The sequence below is a fragment of the Bradyrhizobium sp. USDA 4502 genome, from assembly GCF_054063355.1.
Map to the genome: position 1 here is coordinate 3,196,571 of NZ_JBSSGF010000001.1, position 13,885 is coordinate 3,210,455.

The window sequence follows — 13,885 nt, forward strand, 5'->3', positions numbered from 1 at the left end:
AAACGCTTCGCGTTTGTCGCGAGGGAAAACCGCTTCACACTTTTCCGGATCATGCTCTAGCCTCCGCTCCCCGGCTCCGGCTCGCCGCAATAGGCCGCCGTGGTGTTTGCGGCCGATCTGCGCGCCGCAGCCTCCTCGGTGCCCGCCGCGATCGAGGCGCTGCACCAGTCCTCGCTGGCGCGGCGGATGAATTCCTTGCCGTCGTCGGTGGCTGGCCAGGCGGACGCGGCGGCGCGGTCGAATTGCTCGCCGGGCGGCATGGCCAGATAGAGCGCGAGCCCTAGCAGCGCGAGATCCCAGCCGACGCCGACCGCACCGGCCCCGTAGCGGCCCCAGAAGTCGCCCTCGATCACCGAGAGGTGTTCCAATTCCAGGCGCGTGGCGTCCGGACCGTTCTCGGCCAGCGTCACGGTAACCCAGCTGACCGTGCCCATGGACTCCCACGTGACGGCAAGCCGGCGCGGCGGCTCACACGCCGTGATCTCGCCGCCCGCATGGCCCTGGAACTGATAGCGGCCGCCAAGCCTCAGGTCGCCCGAGATCGGCAGGAACCAGCGCGGAATACGTTCGGGGTTGGTCAGCACATCCCAGAGATCGGCGATGTCGGTGTCGTAGCTGCGGGTCGCGATCACCGCCCGCGCCGGCTTGCCGTCGCGTTCCCGGAACGCGACTTCGCGAACGACGGCTTCGACATAGGCGACCGGGTCGATCTTCATGGCAGGCTCCGTACTAATATTAGCTATTGCTAATATTAGTACGGTCTAAATATCTGGCGCAAGCGGGATCGTCGCGGCGGGATGTCGCTACAGAACGAGGACACGATCGATTGGCTAGGTCGAACGGCGGCCCATTTCCGCCAGCACGATGTCGGCGGCGCGGACGCTCGGCGGCTGGTCGCCGGTCGACATCTTCCCGTCCATCGTCGCGAATCCCACGAGCTGCCGCAGACGATCGGGCGTATCCGCAAGCACGTCGCCCAGCGCCGCTGCGAGCTTGTCCGGCGTGCAGTCCTCCTGCAGGAACTCGGGAATGATATCGCTGCCGATCACGAGATTGGCGAGGATCACCGAGGAGACCCGGATCGCCCGGCGCAGGATGAACGCCTCGGCGGCGCCGACGCGATAGGCCGTCACCATGGGAATCCCTGACAGCGCGAGCTCCAGCGTCACCGTGCCCGACTTCGCGAGCGCAGCGCGGGCGACACGGAACGCGGCGCGCTTCTCGGTCTCGCCGATCGCGAGCCGCGGCACCACCGGCCACGACGCGACTCCCTCGCGCACTATCGCCTCGAGATGCGGCATGGTGGGAAGCACGAGCTCGAACGGCGTTTGCTTGTTGAGCTGGCCGAGCGCCGTGCCGAACAGCGCCAGATGATGCCTGATCTCGCTGCGCCGGCTTCCGGGCAGCACCAGCAGCACCGGAGGCTGCGCATCGCGCCGCTTCTGCTCGTCCTCGTTCGGCCGCAGCGAGGCGAGCTGCTCGGTCAGGGGGTGGCCGACATAGCTGCACGGCGGTCCCTGCAGCTTGCGATATTCCTCCGGCTCGAACGGCAGCAGCGCGAGCACGTGATCGACATAGCCCCGCATCGCGCGCGCCCTGCCCGGCCGCCACGCCCAGACCGACGGCGACACGTAATCGACGATCGGAATGTTCGGGTTGCGGGCGCGGACGCGACGGGCGACGCGGTGGGTGAAATCGGGGCTGTCGATGATGACGAGCATGTCAGGCGCGTCGGCGAGCACGGCATCGGCGGTGCGCCGGATCAATCGCAGGATTTTCGGCAATTGCTTCACAACGGCGGCAAAGCCCATGATCGAGAGTTCTTCGATCGGAAACAGCGGGACGATTCCCTGAGCAGTCATCGCCCGGCCGCCGACGCCGGAAAACTGCACGGCATCGCCGAGCCGCTGGCGCAGCACCTGCATCAGCGCCGCGCCGAGGCGGTCGCCGGATTCCTCGGTGGCGATGAGGAAGATCTTGCGAGCGGTGCTGTGGCTGCGCAGCTGCATCAGCCCGCCAGTCCGATCACAAACAGCCCCCTGGCGTCGGCGGCCTCGACCAGGGCCTGCGGCTCGGCGGCCAGCGTATTGCCGGCGATCACGGCGATGCCGGCGATACCGGCTGCTGCCGCGCCCTCGACCGTCCGCGGGCCGATTGTCGGCAGATCGAAGCGCAGATCCTGCCGGCTCTTCGGAGCCTTCACCAGCACGCCGCGGCCGGCCTTGGCGCGAATGCGACCCTCGGCGCGCAGCCGCGCGACGCGCGCGAGCAGCCCGTCGGTACCCTCGATATCCTCGACCGCTACCACATGACCGTCGATCACCACGGCCGCCTGACCGATGTCGAACGGGCCGAGCGCGTCAAGCACGCCGCGTCCGCGCGCGCGATGTCGGCGAGCGCCGTGCTGTCGGGCGCCGCGCGCGTCACGGCGCCCTCCGGCATCAACAGATCGGGCGCGACATCCTTGATCCCGACCATGCGGAAGCCCTGCTGCTCGAGGATGCGGCCAACGCTCGACAGCAAATGATCGTCGCCGCCGCGAAATGCGCGCACGACGTGGCCGAGCAGGCGCAGCGTGCCCCAGTCGAGCCGGATCTCCGACAGCGCGGGCCGCACCAGGGTGCCGATGAAGATCAGATCGCGGCAGCCTTCGTCGTGGAACAGCCGGGTCGCCCGCCCGAGCTGGCCGACCGAGATCCAGCGGTGACGAAACCGCTGCGCGCGCGCCGGATCGCAGGCGCCGCGCAGCGCGAACAGCACCGGTGTGATGCCGCGCGCAACCAGGGACTCGGCGACCGCGAACGGCATGGCGCCGCCGCCGGCGATGACGCCGACCGGCGAGGAAAGCGAGGGAGCCGCTGACGTCATGCTGGCGGCCATCCCCTGCTCAATTGGTATCGGCGGGAAGGCAGAGCGGGCGCAGCTTGCCGCCCTCGATGAAGGCCAGGATTTCCGCAATCGCGGGATCCTCGCCCGCCAGCGGCTGCACCGAGGCCAGCCGCTCGGCGAAGATGCCGGGACCGTGGAACAGCTTTTGATAGAACGCGCGCACCGTCGCCAGCCGCGCCTTGGTGAACTGGCGGCGCCGCATGCCGATGATGTTGAGTCCTTCGAGAACCGCGTACTGACCGTTGGCGAGGCCGAACGGGATGATGTCGCCACGCACGCCGCAGACGCCGCCGATCATCACCTGCGAGCCGACGCGGGTGAACTGGTGCACAGCCGACAGCCCGCCGATATAGACGAAGTCGCCGATCTCGCAGTGGCCGCCGAGCGTCGCCGACGTCGCGAAGATCACGCCATTGCCGACCATGCAGTCATGGCCGACATGGCTGTTGTTCATGAAGAAGCCGCGATCGCCGACGCGGGTGAGCCCACCGCCCTTGACCGTGCCGACATTCATCGTCACGCCCTCGCGGATGGTGCAGGCTTCGCCGACTTCGAGGCGGGTCGGCTCGCCGCGATAGCTGAGATCCTGCGGCGGCCCGCCGAGCGCTGCGAACGGCGAGATGATGCAGCCGGCGCCGATCCTGGTATGCCCGCTGATCGTGACATGCGCGATCAGCTTGCAGTTCTCGCCGAGCACGACATTGGGGCCGACGATGCAGTACGGACCGATCTCGGTGCCGGCCCCGATCACAGCGCCATCGGCAATCCGCGCAGTCGGGTCGATCATGCTCATGAAGTTTCGGTCCGGAATTCGTTAATGGCGCCAAGGTGCTATCGAGGCGCCAGGCTGTCGATTTGGGCGGTCGTTAGCGCGACTTTGCCTGCCCTGTCCAGTGACGTATGATGACGGCCTGTTGCAAGAGAAGGTCGCAACCGATCCATGGTCCGGGCCGCCGCGCTGATCCTCAGCCTGCTCTCTGCGCCAGTCGGCCCGGAGACGGTCGATCTCGGCAACAGCACGGCGGTCGATCTCTCGAGCTTCGAATGCCACGACATCAACCGGAGCACGATCGTCCAGCGGGTCTGCTACAGCACGGATCAACGCGCGCTGCTGGTCGCGGTCAGAGGCAGCTACCAGCACTATTGCGGCGTCCCTGCCGAAACCTACGACGCGCTGATGAACGCACCGTCGATGGGCATCTTCCTCAATCGCGTCCTGCGGATCGCGGGCGCGGACGGCCGCTACACCTGCACAACGTCGTGAGCCCGGCGCGGACTAATCCGTCAGCATCGCACCGACATCGGCCTCGGCGACGACCTGGCCGTTGACCTTGGCATCGCCGTGAAACCACCACATCGTCTTGCGCCGGCCGAGCGAGCGCATGTGATACTCGATGGTGTCGCCGGGCATCACCGGCTTCCTGAACTTGCACTTGTCGATGGTGAGGAAATACACCGCGCGCGGCTTCTCGGTGCCCTCGACCGACTTGATGCCGATGACGCCGGCGGTCTGGGCCATCGCCTCGATCATCATCACGCCGGGGTAGACCGGGCGGTCCGGGAAGTGGCCCTGGAACGGCGGCTCGTTGAAGGTGACGTTCTTGATGCCGATGCCGCTGTAGTCGGTGCGGATATTGATCACCCGGTCGATCAGCAACATCGGAAAGCGATGCGGAAGCGTCTTCAGGATATCGTTGATATCCACCAGCTCGAATTTGACCGGTGCCTCCTCCATCACTCCTGCCCCTCACCTTTGGCTTCGTTGTCGCGCACCAGACGCTCCACTGCGATAATTTCCCTGAACCACTGCTTGGTCGGCTTGGCGAAATGCCCGCCCCACCGACCGTTGGCCGGGATGTCGTCCTTGACCGCGCTCATTGCCGTCACCTGGGCGCCGTCGCCGATCTTGAGGTGGTTGTTGATGCCCACCTTGGCGCCGAGCGCGACATTGTCGCCGATGGTCAGGCTGCCGGCGAGCCCGATCTGGGCCGCCAGCAGGCAGTGCCGGCCGATCGTCACATTGTGGCCGATCTGGACCTGATTGTCGATTTTGGTGCCCTCGCCGATCACGGTGTCGCGCAGGGAACCGCGGTCGATGGTCGAGGCGGCGCCGACCTCGACATTGTTCTGGATCACCACGCGGCCGGTCTGCGGCACCTTCACATGGCCGGCCGGCCCGAAGAAGATGAAGCCGTAGCCGTCCTGGCCGATATTGCAGCCGGGATGGATCAGGACGTTGTTGCCGATCAGCGCGAACTGAATGGTGGTCTTGGCGCCGACATTGCAGTCGCGGCCGATCTTGACGTCGGCCCCGATCACCGCGCCGGCGCCGATGATGGTGCCCGAGCCGATCTCCACCCGCGGGCCGATCACGACCAGCGGATCGACGATGACGCCGTCCTCGAGGCGCGCGGTGGGATCGATGATCGCCGACGGCGCGATGCCCTCGGTGTCGAACCAGGATTGCGGCCGCAGGGCATCGGCGTGCCATTGCCGGGCGAGCTCGACGAACGCCTGGAACGGCTTCGCCGCCCGCAGCACGGCAGTGCCCTTCGGCACCTGCGCCTCGAAGCGCGGGCTGACCAGACACGCCCCGGCCTTGGTCGCGGCAAGCTGGTCGGCGTATTTCAGATTGTCGAAAAAGGCGAGATGCATCGGACCGGCCTCGTCGAGCGAGGCCAGCCCCCTGATCTGAAGCGCGCCCCTTTCGGGGTCGACCAGTTGCGCCTTCGTCAGCGCGGCTATTTCGGCCAGCGATGACGAAGGAGGACTCTTGTAGAAGATCGGCTGCGCCATTCCATCCGTCGCAGTCCGGTTGGCAATCGGTCTTAGAACGTCGTACCGCCGCCAAACCGGAATTCTTGCGTGCGGTCAAACGCACCCTTGGTCAGCGGCACCGCGTAGTCGAAGCGCAGCGGGCCGAACGGTGACTGCCAGATCAGGCCGACACCGACCGAGGTACGGACAACCTTGCTGTCGTCGTAGCTCAGGCCAAGGCACGTACCCGGAGACGGCGGATTGTTCGTCGGCCTGATACAGCCAGGCACGTTGACTTCGCCGGTCGCCGCCCACGAGGTCGGGCCCTGGTAGTCGTACAGGCCGCCGGCGTCGGCATAGACCGCGCCCTTGAGCCCGACTTCCTTCGGCAGGAACCAGAACGGCATCTGCAGTTCCGCCGACACGCCCCAGTACTTGGTGCCGCCGATGGCGTCCATGGTGCCGTACGGGTTGATGTCACGCGGACCGATACCGTTCGGCGCAAAGCCGCGGACCAGGTTCGGGCCCATCTGGAAGTGATCGAGCATGCGCAGATCCGAGGTCCCGAGCTTGTTCAGGATGCCGCCCTGCGCGTGGATCACGCCGACGATGTCGGAGACCAGCGGGGTGTAGTACTTCGCGTCGATCGCGGTCTTGATGTAGCTGACGTCACCGCCAACACCGGCGAAGTCCTGCTTGAAGTCGACGATCAGACCGTCGGTCGGGTTCTTGTTGTTGTCGAGCGTGTTGTAGTTGAGCGTGTAACCCAGCGCCGATGTGAGGGTCTTGCCGCCCGCCAGCTCCTTGCGGACCGGCAGCGAGGCTTCGCCGTCAAAGAAGCAGCCGAGACCATTGGTCGACACCAGGCTGATCCCGTTCAGGTTCGCATAGGCCGGGCTCGGATTGAACGCGGGGTTGGGCGTTCCATCCGGCAGGGTCGGCACGTTGTTACAGTTGTTCAGCGTCGACGGCAGGGTGATTTCCTGCTGGTAGATCGAGTAGCGCAGCTGCAGCGACAGATCTTCCCGCAGGCTGAAGCCGAGCCGCGGGCTGAAGCCCAGCGTCTTGGTGCCGTAGGCGATGTAGCTGTTGGACAGCTGCTGGCGCTGATACAGGTCGAGGCCGAGCGCGACGCGGTAGTCGAGCAGATAGGGCTCGACGAACGACAGCGAGTAGCCGCGGGCATACTGGCCGTAGGTCACCGACGCCTTCGCGTACAGGCCGCGGCCGAGCAGGTTGCGCTCGGAGACGCTGACTTCGGCCAGCGCGCCGTCGGTGGTCGAGTAGCCGCCCGACACCGAGAAGTCGCCGGTCGATTTCTCCTCGAGATCGACGATCAGGATGACGCGATCGCTGGAGGAGCCCGGCTCGGTGGTGATCTTCACCGTCTTGAAGAAGTCGAGGTTCTTCAGCCGGCGCTCGGCACGGTCGACCAGCGCACGGTTGTAGGCGTCGCCTTCCGAGATATCGAACTCGCGGCGGATCACGTAGTCGCGGGTACGGCTGTTGCCGCGGATGTTGATGCGCTCGATATAGGTGCGCGGACCTTCGTCGATCGCGAAGGTGATCGACACCGTGTGATTGTCGAAGTTGCGATCGCCGCGCGGCCGGACCACCGCGAAGGCGTAACCGCGGCGCGATGCCTCGATCTGCATCTCCTCGACCGACTTCTCCAGCGCCTCGGCGTTGTAGAGCGAGCCGACATTGACGCGCGAGTAGGTGCGCAGCGCGTTCGGGTCGAGCGTTGCGATCGACGACGTATAGTTGACCGACGCGACGCGGTACTGCTGGCCTTCCTCGATCTTGAAGGTAACCAGGAAGCCCTTCTTCTCGGGATCGTATTCGGTCAGCGCGGCCACGACCTGGACGTCGGCATAGCCGTTCTTGAGATAGAAGCGACGCAGCAGGTCGCGATCGGCCTCGACCCGGTCGGGATCGTAGACGTCGTTGCCGCCGAGGAAGCTCAGGATGTTCGATTCGCGGGTCTTGATGACGTCGCGCAGGCGGGACGCCGAATAGGCGCTGTTGCCGATGAACTCGATCGACCGGACGCCGGTCTTCACGCCTTCATTGACCTCGAAGATCAGGTCGACGCGGTTGTTCGGCTGCTCGATGATCTGCGGATTGACCCGCACGTCATAGCGGCCGGACCGACGGTAGATTTCGGCGATGCGCAGGGCGTCCGACTGGACCATCGGGCGCGAGAACGTGCCGCGCGGCTTGGACTGAACTTCAGCGGTGAGCTGCTCGTCCTTGATCTTCTTGTTGCCCTCGAAGGCAACGCGGCCGATCACCGGGTTCTCGACCACGACCACGACGAGGCGCCCGCCCCGCTGGTCGATATGGACGTCCTGAAACAGGCCGGTCTCGATCAGCGCCTTCAGACCGTCGTCGATCTGGGCCTGGGCCAACCGACCGCCCGGTCCGGGATGGAAGTAGGAGCGGATGGTTTCAAGCTCGACACGGCGGTTCCCCTCCACCGTGATCGAATCGACGGTCTGCGCCGACGCAGGCACAGACACAGCTACGGTCGCCAAGGTGGCAACCACCGGCGCGGCGAACATGACCAAGGCGGCGAACAGCCCCCCCCTCACTCGCATTCCAAACATCATGCGCAATGCGCCCTTATCTTAACGATGCCAGATCGTTCCCCAACGACCCGACAGATTCCCAACCTGCCGCTCAGCTTGTAACCAAATTTGCCAAGGGGGCAAACTTACTAGAGCCGAACATTTCCATTTTCGTTCCAAGACGTTGCCCATTGGCAACGCCACAAAAAAGCCTGTTTCAGGACCCGGCGATCCTGAGGATGTCGTTATACGTCGCAAACACCATCAACATCAGGACCAGACCCAGCCCGATTCGGAAACCCACCTCCTGAGTCCGCTCCGACAGCGGGCGTCCCCGCAGCGCCTCCGCGCTGTAGAAAAGCAGGTGTCCGCCATCCAAAAGCGGGATCGGAAACAGGTTCAGCAGGCCGATCGAGACCGACAGGATGGCGCAAAGATTGATCACGAACTGGAACCCGGCGCTCGCGGCCTGCCCCGACAGCTTCGCGATTCCAATGACGCCGCTCACCTCGGCCGGATTGCCGGTTCCAACGAACAGCGAGCCCAGGAACTTGAACGTGCTGGAAATGATGTACCAAACCTGCTCGACGCCGATCTTGAGGGCCTCCAGCACGCCGACCGAGGCGCTGGTCGCTTCGCCGACCTGAGCCTTGTGCTCAATTCCGAGCACGCCGATTCGGTGGGCATTGCCGAAGGGGTCCTTGACCTCCCGGAGCGCCGGCGTCGCCTTGAGCGCGACAATCGCACCATCGCGCTTCACCTTGAATCCAAGCTCTGAACCAGCATTCGAAGCTACAATCCGCTGCATGTCGGCGAAGCTCTGGATCGCGCTGCCGTCGATATCCACGACGACATCGCCGACCTTGAAGCCGGCGTTCGCGGCGACGCTTTCGGCCACCAGGCCGTCGACCCGGGCAATCGTGCTCGGCTTGCCGTAGTAGAGCGCCATGCCCGCGAAAATCAGGGCGCCGAGAATGAAGTTCGCCACCGGGCCGGCCGCAACGATGGCGGTGCGCTTTCCGACCGATTTGTGATGGAAGCTGCCTTCACGCTCTTCCGCCGTCATGGCGGCGAGCGCCTCGGTGGACGGCGTCGAAGCCTCGCTCTCGTCGCCGAAGAATTTGACGTAACCGCCGAGCGGAATCGCCGAGATCTTCCAGCGCGTGCCATGCCGGTCGTTGAAGCCGGCGAGCTCCGGCCCGAAGCCCAGCGAGAACGTCAACACCTTCACGCCGGCCCAGCGCGCGACCAGGAAGTGGCCGAGCTCATGGAAGAAGACGACAATGGTCAGGACAAAGAGGAAGGGAACGATGGTACCGAGAAGCCCATGACTCAACGCATTGATACTATGAATAAAATACTCGGGCATTCGATTTTCCCTCGACAAGAGCCAAAGGCTCCGTCCCCAACCCTCTAGGTTGCCTTTAAGGCAATTTGAGGCAATAGGGCGGCAGCTTTATTTCGCGCGATATGGTCAACGGAAATCGCATCATCCGCCGAGTGCAGTGGTGGCTGATTCCCTGACTTGATCCAATCGTTCATCGTCGCCTCGACCAGCCGGGCGATCGCGCCGAACTTGATCTTGCCGGCGATAAACGCGGCGACCGCGATCTCGTTCGCAGCGTTGTAGACCGTCGTCGCGCCGTGCCCCATCCGCAACGCCTCGTAGGCCAGCCGCAGCCCCGGGAAGCGTTCAAAATCCGGCGCCTCAAAGGTGAGCTGTCCGATCTTGGCGAGGTCGAGCTTGGCGGACGGGCCGACGACGCGGTCGGGCCAGCCGAGGCAATGCGCGATCGGGATCCGCATATCGGGCGTGCCGAGTTGGGCGACCACTGAGCGATCGGAGAACTCGACCATGCCGTGGATGATCGACTGCGGGTGCACCAGCACGTCGATTTCGTCGGGCGTCAAAGCGAACAGATAGGACGCCTCGATCACCTCGAGACCCTTGTTCATCATCGAGGCGGAATCGATCGTGATCTTCTGCCCCATGCTCCAATTGGGATGCTTCAGAGCCTGTTCCAGCGTCGCCTGCTCGATGTCGGCGGGCGCCCAGGTGCGGAACGGCCCGCCGGACGCGGTGATGATCACCCGCGTCAGTTCCTCGCGGTTGCCGGAAGCCAGCGCCTGGAATAGCGCATTGTGCTCGGAGTCCGCCGGCAGGATGCAGGCGCCGGCCTTCCTGGCCCGCTCCATGAAGATATCGCCGGCGCAGACCAAACATTCCTTGTTGGCCAGCGCGACGGTGGCGCCACGATCGACCGCGGCAAGCGCGGGCTTCAGCCCGGCCGCGCCGCTGACCGCCGCCATCACCCAATCGGCCGGCCGCGCGGCCGCTTCGATAATCGCGCTCTCCCCGGCCCCGCATTCGGTCCGGGTTCCGGCCAGCGCGTCCTTCAGTTCCGAAAGCTTCGCCGGATCGGCAATGGCTGCGAACCGCGCGCCGAATTCCTTGGCCAGTTTGGCGAGGCCCTCGACATTGCTGTTCGCGGTCAGCGCCTCGACCCGGTAGCGGTCGCGCGCGCCACGCAGCAGGTCCATAGTGCTGTCGCCGATCGAGCCGGTGGCACCGAGGACGGTTACGGTGCGCGCGGCGGATGCCGCCGCGGCCTTGTTGTTACGCAACGGAACTGCGCTCATCTCATCACCAAACCATAAGACCGCGCCCGACGCCATCGGCGCCACCACGGAGAAAGCCGAAAATCGCCGCCACAATGACGGCCGCGACAAATCCGTCCAGGCGGTCCAGGAGGCCGCCGTGACCGGGAATGATGTGACTCGAATCCTTCACGCCGAACCGCCGCTTCACCGCGGATTCGAAGAGATCGCCAAGTTGCGAGACCACCGACAACACGGCGCCGAGCATCAAGAGCGGACCGGTCGAGCCGATCTCAAGGGCGGCAAAGCCGGCAGCGACCAGCAGGCTCGCCACGAAGCCGCCAACCGCGCCCGCCCATGTCTTCTTCGGGCTGACCCGCACCCAGAGCTTCGGCCCGCCGATGCTGCGGCCCGCGAAATAGCCGCCGATATCGGTGACCCACACGATCAGCAACACGAACATCAGCGCGGCAAAGCCCTTCGCCGTGTCGAGGCGCAGCAGGACCGATGCGATCTCGGCCCCTGCCGCATAGAGCAATCCCGCAATGGCCCAGTTGCGCCGCGCGCCGGACGTCAGCGCCACAACAACCGCACCGGCGGCGAGTACGATCAGGGCCGCATCGATACGGCCGGCCATCAGGCACAGTCCGGCGAGCAGCAACGCGACCACGCCGGGCACCACGACAGGGAGTTCGCGTCCGAGTCCGGTGACACCAAGCCATTCCGCGAACAATCCGGCCGCCGCCAATGTCACGAGGAGCGACCAGGCGACGCCACCCATATAGGCCAGTGCAATCGCAACCGGCGCCAGCACCAGCGCAGCGGCCACGCGCATCACGAGATTGCGCGAACCCTGCTCGCTTGCGGCCGCCGGCGCGGCTTCGTCCTCGGTCACGATCCGGTTTTCGCAGCGAGCCCGCCGAACCGGCGCTCGCGCTTGCCGTATTCCGCAATCGCGCCTTCGAGCGCCGCCTTGTCGAAATCCGGCCAGTGAATCGGCACGAACACGAGTTCGCTATAGGCGGCCTGCCACATCAGGAAGTTGGACAGACGCTGCTCGCCGCTGGTGCGGATAATCAGATCCGGATCCGGAATGTCGGGCGCATCGAGATATTGCCCGAGCGTGTCGGCATCGATGGAGTTGGCGTCGCGCTTGCCTTCGGCGACCTCGCGCGCAAGGCGCCGCGCCGCGGCGGCGATCTCCGCCCGCGAACCATAGTTGAAGGCGACCACAAGGTTGAGCTTGACGTTGTTCTTCGTCAGCTCCTCCGCCTCGTTGAGCAGCGCGCAGATGTCGGCGTCAAGCCCGTCACGCTCGCCGATCACGCGCACCCGCACCCCGTCACGATGCAGCGTCGCCAGATCGTTGCGGATGAAGCGGCGCAACAGGCCGAACAGATCGCCGATCTCGCTCGCGGGCCGCGACCAGTTTTCCGAGCTGAAAGAAAAAATGGTGAGATAGACGATGCCGAGTTCATGGGCCGCACGCACCACGCGGCGCAGCGCTTCGACGCCGCGGCGATGGCCCTCGACGCGCGGCAGGCCGCGCGAAGCGGCCCAGCGCCCGTTGCCGTCCATGATGATGGCCACATGCAACGGACTGCCGGAGCGATCCGGTCCGTCAGTTGCTGGGGCGGCGGCGTTCGACATCGGCTCGTTCCCGTAGCGCCTTCAGACCGTCAGGATTTCCTTTTCCTTGGCGGCAAGCAGCTGATCGACTTCGGCGATCACGCCGTCGGTCGCCTTCTGCACCTCGTTCGACAGGCGCTCGTGATCGTCCTCGGAGATCTCGTGATTCTTCTCGAGCTTCTTGATCACGTCGAGGCCGTCGCGGCGCACGTGGCGTACCGCGACCTTGGCCGCTTCCGCATATTTGTGCGCGACCTTGACGAGCTCCTTGCGGCGCTCCTCGTTGAGTTCGGGAATCCGCAAGCGCAGCACCTGTCCTTCGGTCGCCGGCGACAGGCCGAGGTTGGAGTCGACGATTGCCTTCTCCACGGCCTTGACCATCGTCTTGTCCCAGACCTGCACCGAGAGCAGGCGCGGCTCGGGCACGCTGATGGTGGCAACCTGGTTGAGCGGCATATGCGAGCCGTAAGCCTCGACCTGGACCGGCTCCAACATAGAGGCCGCGGCACGGCCGGTGCGCAGGCCGCCGAGCTCGTGCTTGAGCGATTGCGTGGCGCCCTGCATGCGGCGCTTCACGTCGTTGATGTCAAAACCAGCTGCGGCCATGACGTTTCTCCCTTTCACTAGAAACCGGCTGTCGACGCCCTCGGATCCAAAATCTGGACCCGGAGGCGCGGCAATCAGCCGGCGACGACGGTGCCGTGTCCGGTACCGCGCAGAATCGCACCGATCGAACCGGGCTCCGCGATAGAGAACACGATGATAGGCAGCGACGTCTCGCGGGCAAGTGCGAAAGCGGTCGCGTCCATGACCTTGTAGCCGCCCTCGATCGCCTGCGAATGGGTCAGGCGGTCGAAGCGCTTGGCTTTGGGGTCCTTCTTCGGATCGGCGCTGTAGACGCCGTCGACATTGGTGGCCTTCAGCACCGCCTGCGCACCGATTTCGGCCGCGCGGAGCACGGCGGTGGTGTCGGTCGTGAAGAACGGGTTGCCGGTTCCACCGCCGAGCAGGACGATGCGTCCCTCGGCGAGATATTTGTGCGTTGCACTACGGGTGAACAGCTCGGAAATCTCCGGCATCACGAATGCCGACAAGGTCCGCGCCGGGGTTCCCTTGCGCTCGATCGCCGCCTCCAGCGCGAGGCAGTTCATCATGGTGGCAAGCATGCCCATGGTGTCGCCGGTCGGCCGGGAGACGCCGCGCGAGGACACCTCGACGCCACGGACGATGTTGCCGCCGCCGATCACGACGGCGACCTCGATACCGAGCTTGCGGGCCGCGATCAGGTCGTCGGCGATGCGATCGACCGTCGGTTGATCGATACCGAACCCGTGAGAGCCGGCCAGATATTCGCCGGACAGCTTGATCACCACGCGACGATAGATCGGCTCAGCCATGATGCGATCGCTTTCTTATCCCGCGCAGGCAGGCCTCCGGCGCAG

13 protein-coding genes and 1 pseudogene are annotated in these 13,885 nt (G+C 65.3%); 1 reads left to right on the top strand and 13 read right to left on the bottom strand.

Features of this window, described 5'->3' with window-relative positions; translation table 11 throughout:
- Positions 1 to 56: 56 nt before the first annotated feature.
- From ACVW1B_RS14620 to lpxA, 4 genes and pseudogenes are all read right to left on the bottom strand, one after another.
- Entirely contained in the window at positions 57 to 716 is a 660-nt protein-coding gene (locus tag ACVW1B_RS14620) for an SRPBCC family protein (protein WP_456821709.1), read from the bottom strand.
- 114 nt (positions 717 to 830) lie between these two features.
- On the bottom strand, positions 831 to 2,009 hold the full coding sequence (gene lpxB, locus ACVW1B_RS14625) for a lipid-A-disaccharide synthase (protein WP_456821710.1): 1,179 nt from the start codon (positions 2,007 to 2,009) through the stop codon (positions 831 to 833).
- Positions 2,009 to 2,868, bottom strand: a pseudogene (locus ACVW1B_RS14630) (LpxI family protein). The gene lpxB and the pseudogene ACVW1B_RS14630 overlap by 1 nt, the downstream one beginning before the upstream one ends.
- 19 nt (positions 2,869 to 2,887) lie before the next feature.
- Positions 2,888 to 3,682: an acyl-ACP--UDP-N-acetylglucosamine O-acyltransferase gene (lpxA, locus tag ACVW1B_RS14635; RefSeq protein ID WP_028334015.1), complete on the bottom strand. Its 795-nt coding sequence runs from the start codon at positions 3,680 to 3,682 to the stop codon at positions 2,888 to 2,890.
- Between the two features lie 147 nt (positions 3,683 to 3,829).
- On the opposite strand from lpxA, the gene ACVW1B_RS14640 reads away from it, so the two are divergent.
- Positions 3,830 to 4,153, top strand: a complete 324-nt coding sequence (locus ACVW1B_RS14640; protein ID WP_253608479.1) for a KTSC domain-containing protein — start codon at positions 3,830 to 3,832, stop codon at positions 4,151 to 4,153.
- A 12-nt stretch (positions 4,154 to 4,165) separates the two neighbouring features.
- Here ACVW1B_RS14640 and fabZ read toward each other — a convergent pair whose 3' ends face one another.
- The 9 genes from fabZ to pyrH all read right to left on the bottom strand — a co-directional run bounded on the left by fabZ (position 4,166) and on the right by pyrH (position 13,840).
- Complete coding sequence (gene fabZ, locus ACVW1B_RS14645; RefSeq protein ID WP_076857667.1) at positions 4,166 to 4,624, bottom strand: 3-hydroxyacyl-ACP dehydratase FabZ; 459 nt, start codon at positions 4,622 to 4,624, stop codon at positions 4,166 to 4,168.
- Positions 4,624 to 5,685 carry a UDP-3-O-(3-hydroxymyristoyl)glucosamine N-acyltransferase gene (lpxD, locus tag ACVW1B_RS14650; RefSeq protein ID WP_253608478.1) on the bottom strand — a complete coding sequence of 354 codons (1,062 nt, stop codon included), beginning with the start codon at positions 5,683 to 5,685 and terminating at the stop codon, positions 4,624 to 4,626. Before lpxD ends, fabZ begins: the two co-directional genes overlap by 1 nt.
- Positions 5,686 to 5,717: 32 nt before the next feature.
- Entirely contained in the window at positions 5,718 to 8,258 is a 2,541-nt protein-coding gene (gene bamA, locus ACVW1B_RS14655; protein ID WP_253608477.1) for an outer membrane protein assembly factor BamA, read from the bottom strand.
- Between the two features lie 175 nt (positions 8,259 to 8,433).
- Positions 8,434 to 9,585 (bottom strand): RIP metalloprotease RseP, encoded by a 1,152-nt coding sequence (rseP, locus tag ACVW1B_RS14660; RefSeq protein WP_456821711.1) that lies wholly within the window; start codon positions 9,583 to 9,585, stop codon positions 8,434 to 8,436.
- Positions 9,586 to 9,629: 44 nt separating this feature from the next.
- Positions 9,630 to 10,856: a 1-deoxy-D-xylulose-5-phosphate reductoisomerase gene (dxr, locus tag ACVW1B_RS14665; protein ID WP_253608475.1), complete on the bottom strand. Its 1,227-nt coding sequence runs from the start codon at positions 10,854 to 10,856 to the stop codon at positions 9,630 to 9,632.
- Positions 10,857 to 10,860: 4 nt separating this feature from the next.
- Positions 10,861 to 11,709, bottom strand: coding sequence for a phosphatidate cytidylyltransferase (locus ACVW1B_RS14670; protein ID WP_456821712.1), 849 nt, complete (start codon positions 11,707 to 11,709; stop codon positions 10,861 to 10,863).
- Complete coding sequence (locus ACVW1B_RS14675; protein ID WP_456821713.1) at positions 11,706 to 12,464, bottom strand: isoprenyl transferase; 759 nt, start codon at positions 12,462 to 12,464, stop codon at positions 11,706 to 11,708. Before ACVW1B_RS14675 ends, ACVW1B_RS14670 begins: the two co-directional genes overlap by 4 nt.
- A gap of 21 nt (positions 12,465 to 12,485) precedes the next feature.
- On the bottom strand, positions 12,486 to 13,049 hold the full coding sequence (gene frr / locus ACVW1B_RS14680) for a ribosome recycling factor (RefSeq protein ID WP_456792297.1): 564 nt from the start codon (positions 13,047 to 13,049) through the stop codon (positions 12,486 to 12,488).
- A gap of 74 nt (positions 13,050 to 13,123) precedes the next feature.
- Positions 13,124 to 13,840, bottom strand: a complete 717-nt coding sequence (gene pyrH, locus ACVW1B_RS14685) for a UMP kinase (RefSeq protein ID WP_028334006.1) — start codon at positions 13,838 to 13,840, stop codon at positions 13,124 to 13,126.
- Positions 13,841 to 13,885: the final 45 nt, after the last annotated feature.

Coding starts and splice junctions, on each gene's coding strand:
- lpxB (WP_456821710.1), bottom strand. CDS start 2,009: ATGCAGCTGCGCAGCCACAGCACCGCTCGCAAGATCTTCCTCATCGCC.
- rseP (WP_456821711.1), bottom strand. CDS start 9,585: ATGCCCGAGTATTTTATTCATAGTATCAATGCGTTGAGTCATGGGCTT.
- fabZ (WP_076857667.1), bottom strand. CDS start 4,624: ATGGAGGAGGCACCGGTCAAATTCGAGCTGGTGGATATCAACGATATC.
- lpxA (WP_028334015.1), bottom strand. CDS start 3,682: ATGAGCATGATCGACCCGACTGCGCGGATTGCCGATGGCGCTGTGATC.
- dxr (WP_253608475.1), bottom strand. CDS start 10,856: ATGAGCGCAGTTCCGTTGCGTAACAACAAGGCCGCGGCGGCATCCGCC.
- ACVW1B_RS14675 (WP_456821713.1), bottom strand. CDS start 12,464: ATGTCGAACGCCGCCGCCCCAGCAACTGACGGACCGGATCGCTCCGGC.
- pyrH (WP_028334006.1), bottom strand. CDS start 13,840: ATGGCTGAGCCGATCTATCGTCGCGTGGTGATCAAGCTGTCCGGCGAA.
- lpxD (WP_253608478.1), bottom strand. CDS start 5,685: ATGGCGCAGCCGATCTTCTACAAGAGTCCTCCTTCGTCATCGCTGGCC.
- ACVW1B_RS14620 (WP_456821709.1), bottom strand. CDS start 716: ATGAAGATCGACCCGGTCGCCTATGTCGAAGCCGTCGTTCGCGAAGTC.
- bamA (WP_253608477.1), bottom strand. CDS start 8,258: ATGATGTTTGGAATGCGAGTGAGGGGGGGGCTGTTCGCCGCCTTGGTC.
- frr (WP_456792297.1), bottom strand. CDS start 13,049: ATGGCCGCAGCTGGTTTTGACATCAACGACGTGAAGCGCCGCATGCAG.
- ACVW1B_RS14640 (WP_253608479.1), top strand. CDS start 3,830: ATGGTCCGGGCCGCCGCGCTGATCCTCAGCCTGCTCTCTGCGCCAGTC.